The sequence below is a fragment of the Streptomyces sp. NPDC127129 genome (assembly GCF_042671585.1).
Lineage (GTDB): Bacteria > Actinomycetota > Actinomycetes > Streptomycetales > Streptomycetaceae > Streptomyces.
On record NZ_JBHXTV010000003.1, the window covers coordinates 18,557 to 37,898 of the forward strand.

The following is a 19,342-nucleotide window of genomic DNA, read 5'->3' on the forward strand; positions in this document are numbered from 1 at the left end:
GACAGTCTCGCATCTCAGCATTCGTCCTCGACCGTCCGGGCCCTGCCGGCGAGGCTGCCGACGATCATCTGCGGGATCATCAGCCCGGCCATCAGCGCGATCGGCAGTCCCCAGCCGCCGCTGTGCTGGTAGAGGACGCCGACCAGGAGCGGGCCGGGGATGGAGATGAGGTAGCCGACGCTCTGCGCGAAGGCGGAGAGCCGGACGACCCCGGCGCCCGTGCGGGAACGCAGGCCGATCATGGTGAGCGCGAGCGGGAAGGCGCAGTTGGAGACGCCGAGGAGCAGCGCCCAGACCCAGGCTCCGCCGGAGGGGGCGACGTAGAGGCCGCTGTAGCCGACGAGGCCGCACAGGCCCAGGGCGACGACGATCGGACCCTGGTTCCTGAGCCGGGTCGCGAGGCCTGGGATGACGAACGCGAGCGGAACGCCCATGACCATGGTGACCGCGAGGAGCACACCCGCGGTGCCGGCGGGGACACCGGCGTCGCGGAAGATCTGCGGCATCCAGCCCATGGTGATGTACGCGCCGGTGGCCTGGAGGCCGAAGAAGGCGGCGAGGGCCCACGCGGTGCGGCTGCGGGTGATCCGGAGCGGGGCGGCCGCCCCTGGAGAGGCGGCGGACGGGGCGCTCGCGGTCGCGGTCGCTGTCGTGGAGGGCGCACTCCCGCGCTCGGAGGGGGCGCTCACGCTCGCGGTGGGTGCTCCAGCAGGCGCCCGGCCGGCGGTCGCCTGCGTGACGCGGTCGCGTACGAGCGGGATCCAGGGCAGGACGGCGAGGGCGGCGAGGACCGCCCAGACACCGATGCCGGTGCGCCAACTGCCTCCCAGCGCCTCGGTCATGGGCACGGTCGCGGCGGCGGCCAGGGAGGTGCCGAGGGCGAGCGCCATGGAGTAGAGCCCGGTCATGCTGCCGACGCGGTCGGGGAAGTACCGCTTGACGATGACGGGCATCAGGACGTTGCTGACCGCGATACCCATGAGCGCGAGGGCACTGGCGGCGAGGAAGCCGACGGTGCCCGAGGCGAAGGGGCGGATCGCGAGGCCCGCGAAGATCGCCGCCATGCCGGCGCAGACGACGGCGGAGGGGCCGAAGCGGCGGGCGAGGCGGGGCGCGGTGATGCCGAAGACCGCGAAGCAGAGCGGGGGGACGGAGGTGAGGACGCCGGCCACGCTGCCGCTCATGTGGAGCCCGTCGCGGACCTCTTCGAGGAGCGCGCCGAGGCTGGTGATGGCGGGGCGGAGGTTGAGCGCGGCGAGCACCAGGGCGACGACGACGAGCCGGGGGATCCAGACGGCCGACCGGTCCGGTGCGGGAGAATCCCCCGTGGTGGCGGCCGTGGCGGTGACGGGGGTGCGGGCCGGCGGGGCGGAGGTCTCGAGGGTCTGCGGCTCGTCATGCATGAGCGCCATCATAGAATCATGGGATGATTGGTTGTCCAATCCGCAACCACTCTTTACGCAAGGAAAGGTGTGCCATGGCGCTCGGCTCCCCCCGGCGTTCCGGGCTCTCCGATCAGGTGATCGCCGAGCTGCGGAACCAGATCACCTCCGGTGAGTGGCCGGTCGGGTCGCGGATCCCGACCGAGCCGGAGCTGGTCGAGCAGCTGGGCGTGGCCCGCAACACCGTGCGCGAGGCCGTCCGGGCGCTCGCGCACAACGGGCTGCTCGACATCCGGCAGGGCTCGGGGACGTATGTGATCGCGACGAGCGAGCTGGCGGGCGTCATGCACCGGCGGTTCGCCGGCTCCGATCCGCGCCACATCGCGGAGCTGCGCTCGACCCTGGAGTCCTCGGCGGCCCGGCTCGCGGCCCAGCGGCGCACGGAGCGCGACCTGAAGCAGCTGGACGGGCTGCTGGCGGGCCGCGAGGAGGCGTTCGCCTCGGGGGACACCGAGCGGTTCGTCATGGCGGACGGCGCGTTCCACCACGCGGTGGTGATCGCCTCGCACAACGAGGTGCTCACCGAGCTCTACGCCGACCTCGGCCACGTCCTCCGCCAGTGGCTGCGGGACGACGTGGGCCACGAGCTGCGGCCCGAGCACCACATGGACCACGCGCGCCTGGTGGAGGCGATCAGGGCCGGCGACGCGGACACGGCCGCGGCCGAGGCCGCCGGCTATCCGTTCATGTGCCTGAGGAACCTGGGACCTGCGGAGGGTGCTCGGCCGGCTGGTGCGTGAGCCAGGCGGAGCGCACCTCCTTCCAGCAGCGGCCGGTGAGCTCGGCGTAGGCGGTCGGACCCACCTCGACGGGGGTGCTGTCGGTGTCCACGTCCCACCAGCGGTCGCACTCGACGTGCAGCTGGACGCGGTCGGTGGTGGGGTACGGGTTCTGGCAGTACGCGGTGACCCGGGAGCCCTCGACGACCGTCTGGCACGAGGCCCCGAAGTTCTCGGGCTCCTGCGCCACCGGCGCCGGTGGCGCCTCCGCGGGTGCGGAGGCGGCGCGGACCTCGGCGGCGACGGCGAGGCCGGCCAGGAGTGCGGCGGCCGACGCGAGAGCGGCGACCCTGCGGTGCGGCGCGCGCATGCCCGTACCTCCTCCCCGTCAGTAACCGGATGTCACGCTCTGATCCAGTCTGGGGTGGGTTGCCGGACTTTTCGACTCGGGCGCCCGTCCTCCCGTACGACGAAGGCCGGGCGGCCCTCCCGTGGAGGGCCGCCCGGCCTTGCGTACGCGCGCGTGGCGGCGCTCAGGCGCCGATCGCGTGCAGACCGCCGTCGACGTGGACGATCTCGCCCGTGGTCTTCGGGAACCAGTCGGACAGCAGGGCCACGACGCCGCGGCCGGCCGGCTCCGGGTCGGCCAGGTCCCAGGTCAGCGGGGAACGGCTGTCCCAGACGGCCGCCAGCTCGCTGAAGCCGGGGATCGACTTCGCGGCCATCGAGCCGATCGGGCCCGCCGAGATCAGGTTGCAGCGGATGTCCTGCTTGCCCAGGTCACGCGCCATGTAGCGGTTGGTGGCCTCCAGCGCCGCCTTGGCCGGGCCCATCCAGTCGTACTGCGGCCAGGCGAACTGCGCGTCGAAGGTGAGGCCGACGACCGAACCGCCCTGGTGCATCAGCGGCAGCAGGGCCATCGTCAGGGACTTCAGCGAGAAGGCCGAGACGTGCATGGCGGTGGCCACCGACTCGAACGGCGTGTTCAGGAAGTTGCCGCCGAGCGCGTCCTGCGGGGCGAAACCGATGGAGTGGACGATGCCGTCCAGACGGTCGCCGAGCTGCTCGCGGACCTGGCCCTCCAGCCGGGCGAGGTGCTCGTCGTTGGAGACGTCCAGCTCCAGGACCTTGACCTTGTCGGGCTCGGGCAGCTTCTTGGCGATGCGCTCGGTCAGCGTCGGACGCGGCCACGCGGTGAGGATGATCTCCGCGCCCTGCTCCTGGGCCAGCTTCGCGGTGTGGAAGGCGATGGAGGACTCCATCAGCACACCGCTGATCAGGATGCGCTTGCCCTCGAGAATTCCGCTCATGGTGATCAGTGACCCATGCCCAATCCGCCGTCAACCGGGATGACGGCTCCAGTGATGTACGAGGCGTCGTCGGAGGCGAGGAACTTCACCGCGGCGGCGATCTCCCCGGGCTGCGCGTAGCGGCCCAGCGGCACCTGGGACACGATGCCCGCGCGCTGCTCCTCGGTCAGCACCGCGGTCATGTCGGTGTCGACAAAACCGGGGGCGACGACATTGAACGTGATGTTGCGCGAGCCGAGCTCACGGGCCAGGGAGCGGGCGAAGCCGACGAGGCCGGCCTTCGAGGCGGCGTAGTTCGCCTGCCCCGCCGAGCCGAGGAGGCCGACGACCGAGGAGATCAGGACGACGCGGCCCTTCTTGGCCCGCAGCATGCCGCGGTTGGCGCGCTTGACCACCCGGAAGGTGCCGGTCAGGTTGGTGTCGAGGACGGACGTGAAGTCCTCCTCGCTCATGCGCATCAGGAGCTGGTCCTTGGTCACCCCGGCGTTCGCCACCAGGACCTCGACCGGACCGTGCTTCTCCTCGATCTCCTTGTACGCCTGCTCGACCTGCTCGCCGTCGGTGATGTCGCACTTGACGGCAAGGAAGCCGGCCGGCGGCTCACCGGAGCGGTACGTGATCGCGACCTTGTCGCCTGCCTCGGCGAACGCGCGGGCGATGGCGAGGCCGATGCCCCGGTTGCCTCCGGTGACAAGAACCGAGCGGCTCAACGGATCACCCTTTCGATAGCGGTCTGAATGCCAGAAACCTATCGGTCCGCTTGCGCCCGCGAGGACTCGGCCCCTGACAGTGGCGTACGGATGTCACTGTCGGGTCCCTACATAAAGCTCTGGGCGCGGCGGCCGAAAGCGCGACATGATCGGGGATGACCGGTCTCACACGACAGGAGACAGCTGTGCCATCTGGCATCCATTCCATCGACGCGGCCTTCACGGCGCTGCCGCTGCGGGCGCTCGCCGACGCGGCGCTCGCACGCGCGCGTGCCCTCGGCTCCGACCATGCCGACTTCCGTCTGGAGCGGGTGCGCAGCGCCTCGTGGCGGCTGCGCGACGCCAAGCCCTCGGGGTCGTCGGACACCACGGACCTCGGATACGCGGTGCGGGTGGTGCACGGCGGGGCGTGGGGATTCGCCTCCGGGGTCGATCTGACCATGGACGGGGCGGCGCGGGTCGCCTCGCAGGCCGTCGCCATGGCCAAGCTGTCGGCCAAGGTGATCGCCGCGGCGGGCTCCGACGAGCGCGTGGAGCTGGCCCCCGAGCCGGTGCACGCCGAGAAGACCTGGATCTCCGCGTACGAGATCAATCCCTTCGACATCCCCGCCGCCGAGAAGAGCGCGCTGCTCGGCGAGTGGAGCGAGCGGCTGCTGCGGGCGGACGGTGTGGCGCACGTGGACGCCTCGCTGATGACCGTCCAGGAGAACAAGTTCTACGCGGACACCGCGGGCACCGTCACGACCCAGCAGCGGGTCCGACTGCACCCGCAGCTCACCGCGGTCGCCGTCGACGAGACGACGGGCGAGTTCGACTCGATGCGGACGATCGCGCCGCCGGTCGGCCGGGGCTGGGAGTACCTGACCGGCACCGGCTGGGACTGGGACGCGGAGCTGGAGCAGATCCCGGACCTGCTCGCCGAGAAGATGCGCGCGCCGAGCGTGGAGGCGGGGACGTACGACCTGGTGGTCGACCCGTCGAACCTCTGGCTGACGATCCACGAGTCGATCGGGCACGCCACCGAGCTGGACCGGGCGCTGGGGTACGAGGCGGCGTACGCCGGGACCTCGTTCGCCACCTTCGACCAGCTGGGGAAGCTGGCGTACGGCTCGTCGATCATGAACGTGACGGGTGACCGCACCGCCGAGCACGGTCTCGCGACGATCGGCTACGACGACGAGGGCGTCGAGGGGCAGAGCTGGGACCTCGTGAAGGACGGCACGCTCGTCGGCTACCAGCTGGACCGGCGGATCGCGAAGCTGACGGGCCTGGGCCGGTCGAACGGCTGCGCGTTCGCCGACTCCCCCGGCCATGTGCCGGTGCAGCGCATGGCGAACGTCTCGCTCCAGCCCGACCCGGGCGGCCTCTCCACGGAGGATCTGATCGGGGGCGTCGAGCGCGGCATCTACGTGGTCGGCGACCGCTCGTGGTCGATCGACATGCAGCGGTACAACTTCCAGTTCACCGGGCAGCGCTTCTACCGCATCGAGAACGGCAAGCTGGCCGGGCAGCTGCGGGACGTCGCGTACCAGGCGACGACGACCGACTTCTGGGGCTCGATGGAGAAGGTCGGCGGCCCGCAGACGTACGTCCTGGGCGGCGCGTTCAACTGCGGCAAGGCCCAGCCGGGCCAGGTCGCGGCGGTCTCCCACGGCTGCCCGTCCGCCCTCTTCCGGGGCGTCAACATCTTGAACACCACGCAGGAGGCCGGCCGATGAGCTCCCGTTTCACCAAGCCGTACGAGATCGTCGAGCGGGCCCTTGAGCTGTCCCGGGCGGACGGATGCGTCGTCATCGCCGACGAGGAGTCCTCCGCCAACCTGCGCTGGGCGGGCAACGCCCTGACGACGAACGGCGTGACCCGGGGCCGTACGCTCACCGTGGTCGCGACCGTCGACGGCGCGCAGGGGACGGCGTCCGGTGTGGTCTCGCGCTCCGCCGTGACCGTCGACGACCTGGAGCCCCTGGTGCGGGCGGCCGAGGAGGCGGCACGGGCCGCCGGTCCCGCCGAGGACGCCCAGCCGCTGGTCGAAGGCGTGGACGCCTCGCCGGACTTCACCGACGCACCGGCCGAGACCACCTCCGCCGTCTTCACGGACTTCGCGCCCGCGCTCGGCGAGGCCTTCGCGCGGGCCAAGGCGGGCGGCCGTGAGTTGTACGGCTTCGCCAACCACGAGCTGACCTCGACCTACCTCGGTACGTCGACGGGGCTGCGGCTGCGGCACGACCAGCCCAACGGCACCCTGGAGCTCAACGCCAAGTCGCCCGACCGCTCGCGGTCCGCGTGGGCCGGGCGCTCCACGCGGGACTTCAAGGACGTCGACCCGGGGGCGCTCGACGCCGACCTGGCGAAGCGGCTCGGCTGGGCGGAGCGCAGGATCGAGCTGCCCGCCGGCCGGTACGAGACGCTGCTGCCGCCGACCGCCGTGGCCGACCTGCTGATCTACCAGCTGTGGTCCTCGGCGGCGCGCGACGCGGTGGAGGGCCGTACGGTCTTCTCGAAGCCCGGCGGTGGCACGCGGCTCGGCGAGACGCTCTCCCCGCTGCCGCTGACCCTGCGCAGCGATCCGAACGAGCCGGGTCTGGAGTCCGCGCCCTTCGTGATCGCGCACTCCTCGGGCGACGACTCCTCCGTCTTCGACAACGGTCTGCCGCTGATGCCGATCGACTGGGTGCGGGAGGGCCGGCTGGAGCATCTGATCACCACCCGGCACACAGCGGCGCTCACCCGGCTGCCCGTGGCGCCGGGGGCGGGGAACCTGATCCTGGACGGCGGCGGCGAGCGTTCGCTGGAGGAGATGGTGGCCTCCACCGAGCGGGGTCTGCTGCTGACCTGCCTCTGGTACATCCGCGAGGTGGACCCGGCGACGCTGCTGCTGACGGGTCTGACCCGGGACGGCGTCTACCTCGTCGAGAACGGCGAGGTGGTCGGCGAGGTGAACAACTTCCGGTTCAACGAGTCGCCGGTGGACCTGCTGTCGCGGGCCTCGGAGGCGGGCCGGACGGAGAAGACGCTGCCGCGCGAGTGGAGCGACTGGTTCACCAGGGCCGCGATGCCGGCGCTGCGGGTACCGGACTTCAACATGAGCTCGGTCAGCAAGGGCGTCTGACCCCCATAGACTGAGGCACGGCGTGACAACCATCGACCAAGGAGACCGAGAATCGTGACGGACATCGTCGACGAGCTCAAGTGGCGCGGGCTGTTCGCCCAGTCCACCGACGAGGACGCACTGCGCAAGGCTCTCGCGGACGGTCCTGTCACGTTCTATTGCGGTTTCGACCCGACCGCGGCCAGCCTCCACGTCGGCCACCTGGTCCAGGTGCTCACCGTCCGCCGGCTCCAGCAGGCCGGTCACCGGCCGCTGGCGCTGGTCGGCGGGGCCACGGGCCAGATCGGCGACCCGCGCCCGACGGCCGAGCGCACCCTGAACGACCCGGAGACGGTGGCGAACTGGGTGAACCGGCTGCGGAGCCAGATCGAGCCCTTCCTCTCCTTCGAGGGGGAGAACGCGGCGGTCATGGTGAACAACCTGGACTGGACCGCGGGGCTCTCCGCGATCGAGTTCCTGCGGGACATCGGCAAGCACTTCCGGGTCAACAAGATGCTGACCAAGGACTCCGTCGCACGGCGCCTGGAGTCCGAGCAGGGCATCAGCTACACCGAGTTCAGCTACCAGCTGCTCCAGGGCATGGACTTCCTGGAGCTGTACCGGCGTCACGGCTGCACGCTGCAGCAGGGCGGGTCCGACCAGTGGGGCAACCTGGTGGCCGGGCTCGACCTGATCCACCGGCTCGAGCCGGGTGCCGAGGTGCACGCGCTCGCGACGCCGCTGATGGTCAAGGCGGACGGTACGAAGTTCGGCAAGACCGAGAGCGGGGCCGTCTGGCTGGACCCCGAGATGACGACGCCGTACGCGTTCTACCAGTTCTGGCTGAACGTGGACGACCGGGACATCTCGACCTACATGCGGATCCTGTCCTTCAAGTCCCGCGAGGAGCTGGAGGAGCTGGAGCAGCTCACCGCCGAGCGGCCGCAGGCGAGGACCGCGCAGCGGGCGCTCGCCGAGGAGCTGACGACGCTGGTGCACGGCGCCGAGCAGTGCACTGCGGTCATCAACGCCTCGAAGGCGCTCTTCGGTCAGGGCGACCTGGCCGAGCTGGACGAGGCGACGCTGGCCGCGGCGCTCTCGGAGCTGCCGCACGCGCGGGTGGCCGAGCTCGGGCAGGTCGTGGACCTGTTCGTCGAGGTCGGCCTGGCGCCGAGCAAGTCGGGTGCGCGCCGGACGGTGAAGGAGGGCGGGGCGTACGTGAACAACGTGAAGGTCACCGCCGAGGACGCCGAGGTGTCGGCGGACGAGCTGCTGCACGGGCGCTGGCTGGTGCTGCGCCGGGGCAAGAAGAACCTGGCGGCGATCGAGGTCGGCGCGCGGGGCTGACGTCCCGGGTCCGGGCCGACACCCGGCCATGGCATGCCGGAGGCCGGTACGCGCACGACGCGCGTACCGGCCTCCGGCATGGCGGGGGTCCGCGGGCGGCCAGGGTGCCGACGGCGCGTAGCCCCGCGCGCCCCCGGCCGGCCCGGTGGGCCCGGACGGCGCGGCGGGCTCGGACGGCGCGGCGGGCCGGACGGCGCGGCGGGCTCGGACGGCGCGGCGGACGCGGCCCGCTGCCGTTCTGGGCCCGGGCTCCGGGGCGGGGTCCCGTCCCGCACTGCCGTCACTCGAAGGGCGCGGGTCCGGCAGAGTGCCGGACCCGCGCCCTTCGGGCGGCCACCCTCACGCTCGTTGCTTGTTGCCCCTCATCGCGTTCCACGCCATGTCGCCGAGGAAGACCACGAGCACCGCGCCGGCGAGCTGGAGCAGGTGCCGCGTCCAGTCGATGCCCTTCGTGTCCTCGACACCGATCCAGGTCGCGACCGAGTTGCCGAGAACACTGCCGATGATGCCGAACACGGTCGTCAGCCAGAGTGGGATCTGCTGCTTCCCCGGGATGATCGCCTTGGCGATCAGACCGAGCACGAAGCCCACGATGATTGCCCACAACCAACTCATGGTCGCCTCCTCAGGCGGCGCAATCTGCGCATGTGGGCCCAGTCTCGGCCCATCCGCCATACGGCGCATGTCGGAGAGCGCCGTACGTGCCCCGGTCTCCACCGTCTCGGGCGGCGGGCGTACCGTGGAGACAGGTCCGGACCGGGGAGGTCCGGCGCGGACGCTGGTGGTGGAATGCGATGCGGAAGCACGGTGGGACAGAGGTCTTCCGAATCACCGGGGCCCGTCAGGGCCTGACCGACGACGTCCGCGGCCGGGAACGGCGGTACGTGATCTCGATGACGGTGCGGACGCTGTCCGTCATCGCCGCCGTCCTCCTCTGGAACGTCGAGCGCCATGTGGCCATCGTGGCCCTGGTGCTGGGTGCGCTGCTCCCCTATGTCGCGGTGGTCATCGCGAACGCCGGGCGGGAGAAGCCGCCGACTCTCCCCTCCACGTTCGTACCGGGACCGACGCGTCCCGAGCTCTCTGCCGAGGGGGCCACCGCGGAACCGCGAGCGGAGCATCCGTCCGAACAGAGTTGATCATCATCATGAGTCAAAAGCTCAAGAAATGCTCAGATCAATGATGACGTTCCGGTGCACCGCACCCCATCCCCCGTGACATACTGCCTACGCGCTCCGCATCCCCCGTCGGAGCGACGGACCGGTGCCGGGCAGCTCCCCCCGTGGCTGCTCGGCATCGCCATTGTTGGACAATGATCGTGTGATCAATCCGGTGAGTGACGAGACCCCGATCGAGACGCCGATCTGCTCCGCCAAGGGCTGCCGCGCCGACGCCGTATGGGTACTGGCCTGGAACAACCCCAAGCTGCACACCCCGGAGCGCCGCAAGACCTGGCTCGCCTGCGAGGAGCACCGCGAGCATCTCTCCCAGTTCCTGGGCGTACGGGGGTTCCTGAAGGACGTCGTCCCGCTGGCGGAGTGGGAGTCAGCCGCCGATCGCTGACATCGGACGCTCCGGCTGGAGGAAGCTCGGGTCGTCCAGGCCCGAGCCGGCCTTCTTGCCCCACATCGCGAGCTTCCAGATCCGGGCGATCTCGGCGTCCGGCGCGTCCGAGCGCAGCGCCGCCCGCAGGTCGGTCTCCTCGGTGGCGAAGAGGCAGGTGCGCACCTGGCCGTCGGCCGTGAGCCGGGTCCGGTCGCAGGCCCGGCAGAACGGGCGGGTGACGGAGGCGATGACCCCGACCGTGTGCGGTCCGCCGTCCACGACCCAGCGCTCCGCGGGGGCCGAGCCGCGCTCGTCCGCACCCTCGGCGGTCAGGGTGAAGCGCGTCCGCAGCGACTCCAGGATGTCCCCGGCGGTGATCATGCCGTCGCGCTTCCAGCCGTGCTGGGCGTCGAGGGGCATCTGCTCGATGAAGCGGAGTTCGTAGCCGTTCTCCACCGCCCAGGCCAGCAGGTCCGGGGCCTCGTCGTCGTTGAGCCCGGGCATCAGGACCGCGTTGACCTTGACCGGCGTGAGGCCGGCGTCCCGTGCGGCGGCCATGCCGTCGAGCACGTCGTGGTGGCGGTCGCGGCGGGTCAGGGCCTTGAAGACCTCGGGCCGCAGGGTGTCGAGGGAGACGTTGACCCGGTCGAGACCGGCGGCCTTCAGAGCGGTCGCCGTGCGCTTGAGCCCGATGCCGTTCGTGGTCAGGGACATCTTGGGGCGGGGCTCGAGGGCGGCGCAGCGCTCGACGATGCCGACGAGGCCGGGGCGGAGCAGCGGCTCGCCGCCGGTGAAGCGGACCTCGGTGACACCGAGGTCGGTGACCGCGATCCGTACCAGCCGGACGATCTCGTCGTCGGTCAGCAGGTCGGGCTTGGCCAGCCACTGCAGGCCCTCTTCCGGCATGCAGTACGTGCACCGCAGGTTGCACCGGTCGGTGAGCGAAACGCGCAGGTCGGTGGCCACCCGGCCGTAGGTGTCGATGAGCACTGAGGGCCCCCTTCCCGTCGTTCGGTGATTTATACAGCGAGCCTACGCGAGACCACCGACAACCAGCAGGGGCCGATTGGAACGAGGACCGGAGCGGCCGCGTCGTAGGACCCTACGACGCGGCCGCCCGGTGGTCGCGCACCGTGCGCGGATCAGTGCGCTCCGACACCGGTGAGCGACTTGACCTCCAGCTCCGCGTACTTGCCCTTGTCCGGCTCCTCCTTGGAGAGGAGCGAGCCGAGCCAGCCGAGGAGGAAGCCCAGCGGGATCGAGACGATGCCCGGGTTCTCCAGCGGGAACCAGTAGAAGTCCACGGTCTTGAACATCGAGGTGGGCTTGCCGGAGACGACCGGCGAGAAGAGCACCAGGACGACCGAGGAGATCAGACCGCCGTAGATCGACCAGAGCGCGCCCTGGGTGGTGAACCGCTTCCAGAACAGGCTGTAGAGGATCGTCGGCAGGTTGGCGGAGGCGGCGACGGCGAACGCGAGGGCGACCAGGCCGGCGACGTTGAGGTCGCGGGCGAGCGCGCCGAGCGCGATCGAGACGACGCCGATGAGGACGGTGGCCCAGCGCGCCGCGCGGACCTCCTCCTTCTCGGTGGCCTTTCCGCGCCGGATGACGTTGGCGTAGATGTCGTGCGCGAAGGACGACGAGGAGGCCAGGGTCAGTCCGGCGACCACCGCGAGGATGGTGGCGAAGGCGACGGCGGAGATGACCGCGAGCAGGATCGCTCCGCCGGTGGAGCCGGCGCCGCCGCCGATCTCCAGGGCCGCGAGCGGTGCGGCGGTGTTGCCCGCCTTGTTCGAGGCGATGATGTCGCTGTTCTTCAGCAGGGCCGCGGCGCCGAAGCCGAGGACGATCGTCATCAGGTAGAAGGCGCCGATGATGCCGATGGCCCAGTTGACCGACTTACGGGCGGCCTTGGCGGTCGGCACCGTGTAGAAGCGGATCAGGATGTGCGGCAGGCCGGCGGTGCCGAGGACGAGCGCGATGCCGAGCGAGAGGAAGTCCAGCTTCGAGATGCCGGTGGCCCCGTACTTGAGGCCGGGCTCCAGGAACGCCTGGCCCTTGCCGCTGTTGGTGGCGGCGGCGCCGAGCAGGTCGGAGAGGTTGAAGTTGAACTTCAGCAGGATGAGGAAGGTGATCAGGAGCGTGCCCGCGATGAGCAGGACCGCCTTGACCATCTGCACCCAGGTGGTGCCCTTCATGCCGCCGATGGTGACGTACACGATCATCAGGATGCCCACCAGCGCGACGATGGCGATCTTGCCGCCGTCGCTGGTGATGCCGAGCAGCAGCGAGACGAGGACGCCCGCTCCGGCCATCTGCGCCAGCAGGTAGAAGATCGAGACGACGATCGTGGAGGTGCCCGCGGCGGTACGGACGGGGCGCTGGCGCATGCGGTAGGCGAGGACGTCGCCCATGGTGAACCGGCCGGAGTTGCGCAGCGGCTCGGCGACCAGGAGCAGGGCGACCAGCCAGGCGACCAGGAAGCCGATCGAGTACAGGAACCCGTCGTAGCCGAAGAGTGCGATGGCGCCCGCGATGCCGAGGAAGGACGCGGCGGACATGTAGTCGCCGGAGATCGCGAGGCCGTTCTGGAAGCCGGTGAACTGGCGGCCGCCTGCGTAGAAGTCGGCGGCGCTCTTGGTCTGGCGGCCGGCCCAGACGGTGATGACGAGCGTGGCGACGACGAACGCGCCGAAGAGGGTGATGATCAGCGGGCGGTGCTCGCTGGTGGCGTTGCCCGCCGCGAGGAGAAGGGTGCTGCTCACGCGTCGGCCTCCGGGTGCTCCATACGGGACTTGATGGCCTCGGCCTTCGGGTCGAGGCGGCTCGCCGCGTGCCGCGAGTAGAGCCAGGCGATGAGGAAGGTCGTGGCGAACTGGCCGAGGCCGAGGACGAGGGCCACGTTGATGTTGCCGAAGAGCTTGGTCCCCATGAAGCCGCCCGCGTAGTTGGAGAGCAGCACGTAGAGCAGGTACCAGGCGATGAAGGCGACCGTCAGGGGGAAGGCGAAGGAGCGGTACGTGCGGCGCAGTTCGCCGAACTCCGCGCTCTCCTGCACCTCGACGAACGCCTCGGTCGTGGGCTGGGCGGGGCCGGTGGCGGCCTCCGTGCCGCCTTGGGGCGGCGGCAGTGCTTCGGTTGCCACGGAATCTCCTCGCGACGCGGGTGCTGTGGGCATGGACAAAGGGGCCTCACTGGGGGACGGGGAACGGGCTCCGACCGGAGCTCCTCCCCTGCACAACGGCACGGAGCGCGGAGCGAAGTGGTTCACCGGAGTGGTTTTCTTCCCTGGATCTTCTTCTGGATCTTCCTCCGGATCTGCAGGAAATCCTCTCAACTCATTGAAGGGGCGGGAAGATCAGCGATAGCTTCACTCGTCATGCACCTGCCCGTCCGCAATCCGCCGGCGGGCAGTACATACGGATGATGTGGAGAACCCATGGCTCATCTGGGATCGAGACGCGGCCGAGTACTCGCTCTGCCGGCCGGCCTCGCGCTCACGGCCTCGCTCGGCTTCCTTCCGACCGGCGCCTCCGCCGCGGTGGCGAGCGACACCCCGGCGACGCCCGCCGTCTCGACGAGTGCCCCGAAGCTGAGTTACGTCGTCAACGTCGACGGGGGTCGCAAGACGGCTGCCTCGGTGAAGAAGGCGATAGCCGCGGCCGGTGGCACGGTGGTCATCTCCTATGACCAGATAGGCGTCATCGTCGTCCACTCGCAGAACCCGGAGTTCGCGACGACGATCCGTAAGGCCCGGGGCGTGGTGTCGGCCGGTTCGACCCGCACCGCCCCGCTCTCCGTCCAGACCGACACCTCCGTCGGCGAGGGCGGCCAGTCGCTCACCGCGTCCGAGGCCACGGCCGCCGCGGCCGGTGCGACGGACGACCAGGACGCGCTCGAGCCGCTGCAGTGGGACCTGCCCGCCATCCAGGCGGACAAGGCCCACGAGCGGACGCTCGGCAGCAGGAACGTGACGGTGGGCGTCATCGACACGGGTGTCGACGACACGCACCCGGACCTGGCGCCGAACTTCGACGCCAGGGCCTCGGCCAACTGCGTCACGGGCAAGCCGGACATCACCCCCGGCTCGTGGCGTCCGAACCCGGGCGAGAGCGACCACGGCACGCACGTCGCCGGCACGATCGCCGCCGCCAAGAACGGCACCGGCATCACCGGTGTCGCGCCGGGTGTGAAGGTCTCGGGCATCAAGGTCTCCACGCCTGACGGCTTCTTCTACACCGAGGCCGTCGTCTGCGGCTTCGTGTGGGCGGCCGAGCACGGCGTCGACGTCACCAACAACAGCTACTACACGGACCCGTGGCTGTTCGCGTGCAAGAACGACGCCGACCAGAAGGCCCTGATCGAGGCCGTGACCCGCGCGACCCGCTACGCGGAGCGCAAGGGCACGGTCAACGTGGCGGCGGCCGGCAACTCCGCCATGGACCTGGCGTCGGACGAGCTCACCGACGACAGCAGCCCGAACGACACCACGCCGGTGACGCGGGTCGTCGACCCGAAGGAGTGCCTGGACTACCCGGCGATGCTGCCGGGCGTGGTCACGGTCTCCGCGACCGGGGCCAAGGACCTGAAGGCCTCGTACTCCAACTACGGTGACGGCATCATCGACGTCGCGGCGCCCGGCGGCGACCGCACGGAGTACCAGACCCCGGACGCTCCGGCGGTCAACGGCCGGATCCTGTCGACCACGGTCAACGGCGGCTTCAACTACAAGGCCGGTACGTCGATGGCTTCGCCGCACGCCGCCGGTGTGCTCGCGCTGCTGAAGTCGACGCACCCGAAGGCGAGCCCGGCCGCGCTCAAGGCGATGCTGTACGCGCAGGCCGACGACCGCGCCTGCACGAACCCGTACGACATCAACGCCGACGGCACCGTCGACGCGGTCTGCGAGGGCGGCAAGAACAAGAACGGCTTCTACGGGGCCGGTCTCGTGAACGCGCTCGACGCCGTGCGCCGGTAGGCACGACGCCGACGCACAGTCGGAGGGGGTCCCGGTGTGGTGCGCCACACCGGGACCCTTTTGCGTGGCACGCAGTGCCATCATGCCGGGATGGACAACACAGTGCGTACGGGTACGGAGTTGTTGTGGTCGGCCCTGGGCGGCGATCCCGCCCTGGTGGACCGGGTGGCCTTCACCGGCCCGTCGGGGCTCCTGCCGGCGCGGCTGCCGGTGATGGACCTGGCGCGGGCGACGGTGGCGGTCGCGGGCCTGGCCGCGGTCGAGCGGGACGGCCTGCCGGGGACGGTCCGGGTGGACGACGGGGCGGTCGCCACGGCCTTCGTGAGCGAGCGTCATCTCCGGGTCGACGGCCGCGCACCGGTGAACTTCGCGCCCCTGTCCCGCTTCTGGAAGGCGTCCGACGGCTGGGTGCGCACGCACGCGAACTATCCCCACCACCGGGCGGCGCTGCTCTCCGCGCTGGGTGTCCGGGAGGAGTCGGCAAAGGCATTGGCGGCGGCGATCGCCGAGCGGAAGGCGGTCGAGGTCGAGACGGCGGCCTACGCGGCCGGGGGCCTGGCGGTCGCCCTGCGCACGCCGGAGGAGTGGGCGGCGCACGAGCAGGGCCGAGAGGTGGCGGCGCGGCCGCTGCTGACGCGGGAACGGCTGGACGACACGGCCCCGGCCGGTAGGCGGCGCCCGGGCCCCCTGCGGGTCCTGGACCTGACCCGGGTCCTCGCCGGGCCGGTGGCGACGAGGACGCTGGCGCTGCTCGGCGCGGACGTGCTGCGGATCGACCCGCCGGGCAGTCCCGAGCTGCCCGACCAGCACGCGGACACGAACATCGGCAAGCGGACGGCGGCGCTGGACCTGGACCGGCCTGCGGACCGGCGCGCCCTGGACGCGCTGCTGGACGAGGCGGACGTCCTGGTCACCGGCTACCGCCCCGGCGCCCTGGAGCGCTTCGGTCTCCACCGGCCCGGTCTGGTGATCGCGCGGATCTCGGCGTGGGGCGACTACGGGCCGTGGGGCGAGCGGCGCGGCTTCGACAGCCTGGTGCAGGCGGCGACGGGGATCGCGGCGGACGAGGGCTCGGCGGACGAGCCGGGCGCGCTGCCCGCGCAGGCCCTGGACCACGGGTCGGGGTATCTGCTCGCCGCGGCCGTGCTGCGGTCCCTGACGGAGCAGGAGAGCGAGGGCGGTACGCGTCTCGTACGCCTGGCCCTGGCGCAGACGGGCCACTGGCTGACGCACGCCCTCCCCCGCTACGTCCCCGAGGACCACCTCGCGGAGACGTCCGGCCCGCTGGGCCTGCTGCGCCACGCGGTGTCGCCCGTCCGGTACGAGGGCGGCCCCACGGCGTGGTCCCGCCCACCGGGTCTCCAGGGCGGCGACGACCCGGTGTGGTCGGAGGCCTGAGCCGTCCGGAGCGGCCCGGGGGCGGGGGCCTACGGGTGTGGGGGCGGCGCCCCCGGGCGGCCGTCAGGGCTTGACGAGGACCTTCAGGGCGGTGCGGTCGTCCATGGCCTTGTAGCCGGCCGGGACGCCTTCGAGGTCGACCGTCGCGTCGAAGACCGGGGACGGGTCGATGGTGCCGTCGAGGACGTCCGGGAGCAGTTCGGGGATGTACGCGCGGACGGGTGCGACGCCGCCCCGCAGCGCGATGTTCCGGTCGAACATGACGGAGAGGTCGAGCCCGGTACCGCTGCCGTGCGGGACGCCGACGTAGCCGATGGAGCCCCCGTCGCGGGTGATGGCGACGGCCGTGCGCATCGACTGCTCCGTGCCGACCGCCTCGATCACGGCGTGGGCGCCCTGGCCGCCGGTGAGCTCGCGTACGGCGGCCTCCGCGGCCTCGCCGCGTTCGGCGACGACGTCGGTGGCGCCGAACGCGCGGGCGATGTCGGTACGGACGGTGTGGCGGCCGAGCGCGATGATCCGCTCGGCGCCGAGCCGCTTCGCGGCGAGGACGCCGCACAGGCCCACGGCGCCGTCGCCGACGACCGCGACCGTGGAGCCCTTGCGCACCCCCGCGCCGAGGGCGGCGTGGTGGCCGGTGCCCATCACGTCGGAGAGGGCGAGGAGCCCGGTCAGCAGGCGGTCGTCGGAGGCGGCCTCGGCGGGCAGCTTGACGAGGGTGCCGTCGGCGAAGGGGACCCGGACGGCCTCGCCCTGGCCGCCGTCGGAACCGGCCGAGCCCCAGAAGCCGCCGCTCGGGCAGGAGGTCTGCAGGCCCTCGGAGCAGTACGCGCAGGTGCCGTCGGACCAGACGAACGGCGCGACGACCAGGTCACCGGCGGCGAAGCCGGAGACGTCCGGGCCGGCCGCCTCGACGATGCCCAGGAACTCGTGCCCGATGCGCTGACCGGGCTGCCGGGCGGCCACGCCTCGGTAGGCCCACAGGTCGCTGCCGCAGATGCAGGCGCGCAGGACCCGGACGACGACGTCGGCGGGGTCCTGGATCACGGGGTCGGGCACGTCCTCCACGCGCATGTCGAACGGGGCGTGGATGGTGGTGGCGCGCATGACGGACGGTCCTTGCTCTCAGTCGGCGGTACTCCGCTCACCGTACGCCTGTGTGAGCACCCCCGCGGTCAGCAGGTACTGCGCGGCGATGTAGGTGGCCATGACCCAGACGGCGGGGGCGGGCGGCTGGGGCCACCCGGCGAGCCCGGTCGCGATCAGGGTGTCGGAGAGCAGGAAGAGCGCGCCGCCCGCGCCTGCGGTGAGCCCGAGGGAGCCGGAGCGGTACGCCATCGCGGCGAGCAGGAGCGAGTAGCCGGTGACGGGGATCCGCAGCCCGGCGGGGAGGTCGGGCCAGAGGAGCACGACGGTGCCGAGGAGGGCGGCGGCGTACGCGATGCCGAGCGGGACGGACGCGGGCCGCCGTCCGAAGAGCGCGAGGTAGCAGACGTGCCCGGCGGCGAAGGAGCCCATGCCGACGAGGAAGGCCCAGTCGGCGTCGCCGAGCAGGAGGACGTCGCCGCCCCAGCCGAGGAGCAGCGCGCCGAGCAGGAGCTTCGGGGCGCCGCGGGTGGCGGCGTACGCGGCGAGCAGCGGCATCAGCAGCGGCTTGGCGATCCGGTGCCCGAGCTCGGCGCCGGCGAGGAGGGAGCCGAGGTCGACGACGGCGGCGAGCGCGAAGGCGGCGAGGAGGACGCGGGAGAGCGCGCCCGCCGCGGCGGGCCGGGGCACGGGGGCGGCCGCGGCCGCGGCTGCGGCTCCGGCTCCGGCTCCGGCTCCGGCGGTACGGGCGCTCACGCGGCGGACTCCGCGGCGGTCTCCACGGCGGTGCGGCCCGGTGCCTGGCCGGCGACGGGCCCCGGCGTGGGCTCCGGCTGCCATCCCGGTCCGCGGAAGACCCGCCCGGCGCGCTCGCGCCAGCCGGTCGCGGACCGTACGTCCCGGGCGATGGCGGCGTACTCGTGGGTGGCGACGCGCAGCGGGTTGTACGTCTCGATGTTCTTGGTGAGCCCGAAGACGGGCCGCTCGGTCTCCGCCACCCAGGAGCCGAACATCCGGTCCCAGAGGATCAGGATGCCGCCGAAGTTCCGGTCCAGGTAGCCGCCCTGGGAGGCGTGGTGGACGCGGTGGTGGGAGGGGGTGTTGAGGACGTACTCGAAGGGCCGGGGCAGCTTGTCGACGCGCTCGGTGTGGATCCAGAACTGGTAGACGAGGTTGACCGAGGAGCAGAAGGCGAGGGCGGCCGGGTGGACGCCGAGCGCGATCATCGGCAGGTAGAACGGCCAGGAGGTGAAGCCGGTCCAGGGCTGGCGCAGCGCGGTGGAGAGGTTGAACCTGCGGCTGCTGTGGTGCACGACGTGGGAGGCCCACAGGATCCGGATGACGTGGTGACCGCGGTGCGACCAGTAGTAGAAGAAGTCCTGGGCGAGCAGCATCAGCGGGACCGTCCACCACAGGAGGGGGACGCGGAGCGGGGTGAGCTCGTGGACGGCCGTGTAGACCGCGACGATCGGGATCTTCCACAGGAGGTCGACGAAGAGACTCCCGAGCCCCATGCCGATGCTGGTGGCGGCGTCCTTGGCCTCGTACCCGGCGGCGTCGTCGTCGGGATGGAGCCGGTAGCTGACCATCTCCACGACGGTCAGCAGGACGAACGCCGGTATGGACCAGAGCACGACATCGGGCAGGTTCGGCATGCCGAAGACGGTAGGGGCCCGGGTCGGGCGCGACTAGACGTCGTTACCAACAAGTATGCGA

The 19,342-nt window shown here is 71.5% G+C and carries 19 protein-coding genes; 8 read left to right on the forward strand and 11 right to left on the reverse strand.

What is annotated here, in order from left to right:
• Positions 1-14 precede the first annotated feature (14 nt).
• A complete protein-coding gene (locus ACFVGW_RS06185; protein ID WP_385851025.1) occupies positions 15-1,403 on the reverse strand; it encodes a CynX/NimT family MFS transporter in 1,389 nt (462 codons plus the stop codon).
• Positions 1,404-1,477: 74 nt separating this feature from the next.
• Here ACFVGW_RS06185 and ACFVGW_RS06190 point away from each other — a divergent pair, with 74 nt between their 5' ends.
• Positions 1,478-2,182 (forward strand): FadR/GntR family transcriptional regulator, encoded by a 705-nt coding sequence (locus ACFVGW_RS06190; RefSeq protein ID WP_352192471.1) that lies wholly within the window; start codon positions 1,478-1,480, stop codon positions 2,180-2,182.
• On the opposite strand, the gene ACFVGW_RS06195 is transcribed toward ACFVGW_RS06190, so the two are convergent.
• The 3 genes from ACFVGW_RS06195 to fabG form a co-directional block, all read right to left on the reverse strand.
• The gene (locus ACFVGW_RS06195) at positions 2,127-2,531 is read right to left on the reverse strand and encodes a hypothetical protein (protein ID WP_383228720.1); all 405 of its coding nucleotides are present in this window, start codon (positions 2,529-2,531) and stop codon (positions 2,127-2,129) included. The genes ACFVGW_RS06190 and ACFVGW_RS06195 overlap by 56 nt on opposite strands.
• Before the next feature lie 163 nt (positions 2,532-2,694).
• Complete coding sequence (fabI, locus tag ACFVGW_RS06200) at positions 2,695-3,471, reverse strand: enoyl-ACP reductase FabI (RefSeq protein WP_385851026.1); 777 nt, start codon at positions 3,469-3,471, stop codon at positions 2,695-2,697.
• Positions 3,472-3,476: 5 nt separating this feature from the next.
• The gene (fabG, locus tag ACFVGW_RS06205; RefSeq protein ID WP_383228719.1) at positions 3,477-4,181 is read right to left on the reverse strand and encodes a 3-oxoacyl-[acyl-carrier-protein] reductase; all 705 of its coding nucleotides are present in this window, start codon (positions 4,179-4,181) and stop codon (positions 3,477-3,479) included.
• A gap of 197 nt (positions 4,182-4,378) precedes the next feature.
• On the opposite strand from fabG, the gene ACFVGW_RS06210 reads away from it, so the two are divergent.
• Genes ACFVGW_RS06210 through tyrS form a run of 3 tightly spaced genes read left to right on the forward strand, consistent with a single transcriptional unit; the run spans position 4,379 to position 8,616 of the window.
• Positions 4,379-5,899, forward strand: a complete 1,521-nt coding sequence (locus ACFVGW_RS06210) for a TldD/PmbA family protein (RefSeq protein WP_385851298.1) — start codon at positions 4,379-4,381, stop codon at positions 5,897-5,899.
• Positions 5,896-7,290: a metallopeptidase TldD-related protein gene (locus ACFVGW_RS06215; RefSeq protein WP_385851027.1), complete on the forward strand. Its 1,395-nt coding sequence runs from the start codon at positions 5,896-5,898 to the stop codon at positions 7,288-7,290. The genes ACFVGW_RS06210 and ACFVGW_RS06215 overlap by 4 nt, the downstream gene beginning before the upstream one ends.
• 54 nt (positions 7,291-7,344) lie before the next feature.
• Positions 7,345-8,616, forward strand: coding sequence for a tyrosine--tRNA ligase (tyrS, locus tag ACFVGW_RS06220; protein WP_385851028.1), 1,272 nt, complete (start codon positions 7,345-7,347; stop codon positions 8,614-8,616).
• Positions 8,617-8,955: 339 nt separating this feature from the next.
• Here the strand turns inward: tyrS and ACFVGW_RS06225 are convergent, their stop codons facing one another.
• On the reverse strand, positions 8,956-9,231 hold the full coding sequence (locus tag ACFVGW_RS06225; protein ID WP_383228716.1) for a GlsB/YeaQ/YmgE family stress response membrane protein: 276 nt from the start codon (positions 9,229-9,231) through the stop codon (positions 8,956-8,958).
• Positions 9,232-9,410: 179 nt separating this feature from the next.
• Between ACFVGW_RS06225 and ACFVGW_RS06230 the strand changes: the two genes are divergently transcribed.
• Both ACFVGW_RS06230 and ACFVGW_RS06235 read left to right on the forward strand, forming a co-directional pair.
• Positions 9,411-9,755 (forward strand): DUF3099 domain-containing protein, encoded by a 345-nt coding sequence (locus ACFVGW_RS06230; protein ID WP_385851029.1) that lies wholly within the window; start codon positions 9,411-9,413, stop codon positions 9,753-9,755.
• Between the two features lie 184 nt (positions 9,756-9,939).
• Positions 9,940-10,179 carry a hypothetical protein gene (locus ACFVGW_RS06235; RefSeq protein WP_385851299.1) on the forward strand — a complete coding sequence of 80 codons (240 nt, stop codon included), beginning with the start codon at positions 9,940-9,942 and terminating at the stop codon, positions 10,177-10,179.
• On the opposite strand, the gene moaA is transcribed toward ACFVGW_RS06235, so the two are convergent.
• The 3 genes from moaA to ACFVGW_RS06250 form a co-directional block, all read right to left on the reverse strand.
• Positions 10,162-11,151, reverse strand: a complete 990-nt coding sequence (moaA, locus tag ACFVGW_RS06240; RefSeq protein WP_385851030.1) for a GTP 3',8-cyclase MoaA — start codon at positions 11,149-11,151, stop codon at positions 10,162-10,164. The genes ACFVGW_RS06235 and moaA overlap by 18 nt on opposite strands.
• Before the next feature lie 152 nt (positions 11,152-11,303).
• The gene (locus ACFVGW_RS06245) at positions 11,304-12,929 is read right to left on the reverse strand and encodes a cation acetate symporter (RefSeq protein ID WP_352192145.1); all 1,626 of its coding nucleotides are present in this window, start codon (positions 12,927-12,929) and stop codon (positions 11,304-11,306) included.
• The gene (locus tag ACFVGW_RS06250; RefSeq protein WP_352192144.1) at positions 12,926-13,309 is read right to left on the reverse strand and encodes a DUF485 domain-containing protein; all 384 of its coding nucleotides are present in this window, start codon (positions 13,307-13,309) and stop codon (positions 12,926-12,928) included. Before ACFVGW_RS06250 ends, ACFVGW_RS06245 begins: the two co-directional genes overlap by 4 nt.
• Before the next feature lie 294 nt (positions 13,310-13,603).
• Here ACFVGW_RS06250 and ACFVGW_RS06255 point away from each other — a divergent pair, with 294 nt between their 5' ends.
• Together ACFVGW_RS06255 and ACFVGW_RS06260 are read left to right on the forward strand one after the other, a co-directional pair.
• The gene (locus tag ACFVGW_RS06255; RefSeq protein ID WP_385851031.1) at positions 13,604-15,142 is read left to right on the forward strand and encodes a S8 family serine peptidase; all 1,539 of its coding nucleotides are present in this window, start codon (positions 13,604-13,606) and stop codon (positions 15,140-15,142) included.
• A 90-nt stretch (positions 15,143-15,232) separates the two neighbouring features.
• Complete coding sequence (locus tag ACFVGW_RS06260; RefSeq protein WP_385851032.1) at positions 15,233-16,540, forward strand: CoA transferase; 1,308 nt, start codon at positions 15,233-15,235, stop codon at positions 16,538-16,540.
• A gap of 63 nt (positions 16,541-16,603) precedes the next feature.
• Here ACFVGW_RS06260 and ACFVGW_RS06265 read toward each other — a convergent pair whose 3' ends face one another.
• The 3 genes from ACFVGW_RS06265 to ACFVGW_RS06275 form a co-directional block, all read right to left on the reverse strand.
• Positions 16,604-17,647 (reverse strand): zinc-dependent alcohol dehydrogenase family protein, encoded by a 1,044-nt coding sequence (locus ACFVGW_RS06265; protein ID WP_383311922.1) that lies wholly within the window; start codon positions 17,645-17,647, stop codon positions 16,604-16,606.
• An 18-nt stretch (positions 17,648-17,665) separates the two neighbouring features.
• Positions 17,666-18,316 (reverse strand): lysoplasmalogenase, encoded by a 651-nt coding sequence (locus ACFVGW_RS06270; protein WP_385851300.1) that lies wholly within the window; start codon positions 18,314-18,316, stop codon positions 17,666-17,668.
• Between the two features lie 62 nt (positions 18,317-18,378).
• Complete coding sequence (locus tag ACFVGW_RS06275) at positions 18,379-19,281, reverse strand: sterol desaturase family protein (RefSeq protein WP_385851033.1); 903 nt, start codon at positions 19,279-19,281, stop codon at positions 18,379-18,381.
• Between the last annotated feature and the right edge of the window lie 61 nt (positions 19,282-19,342).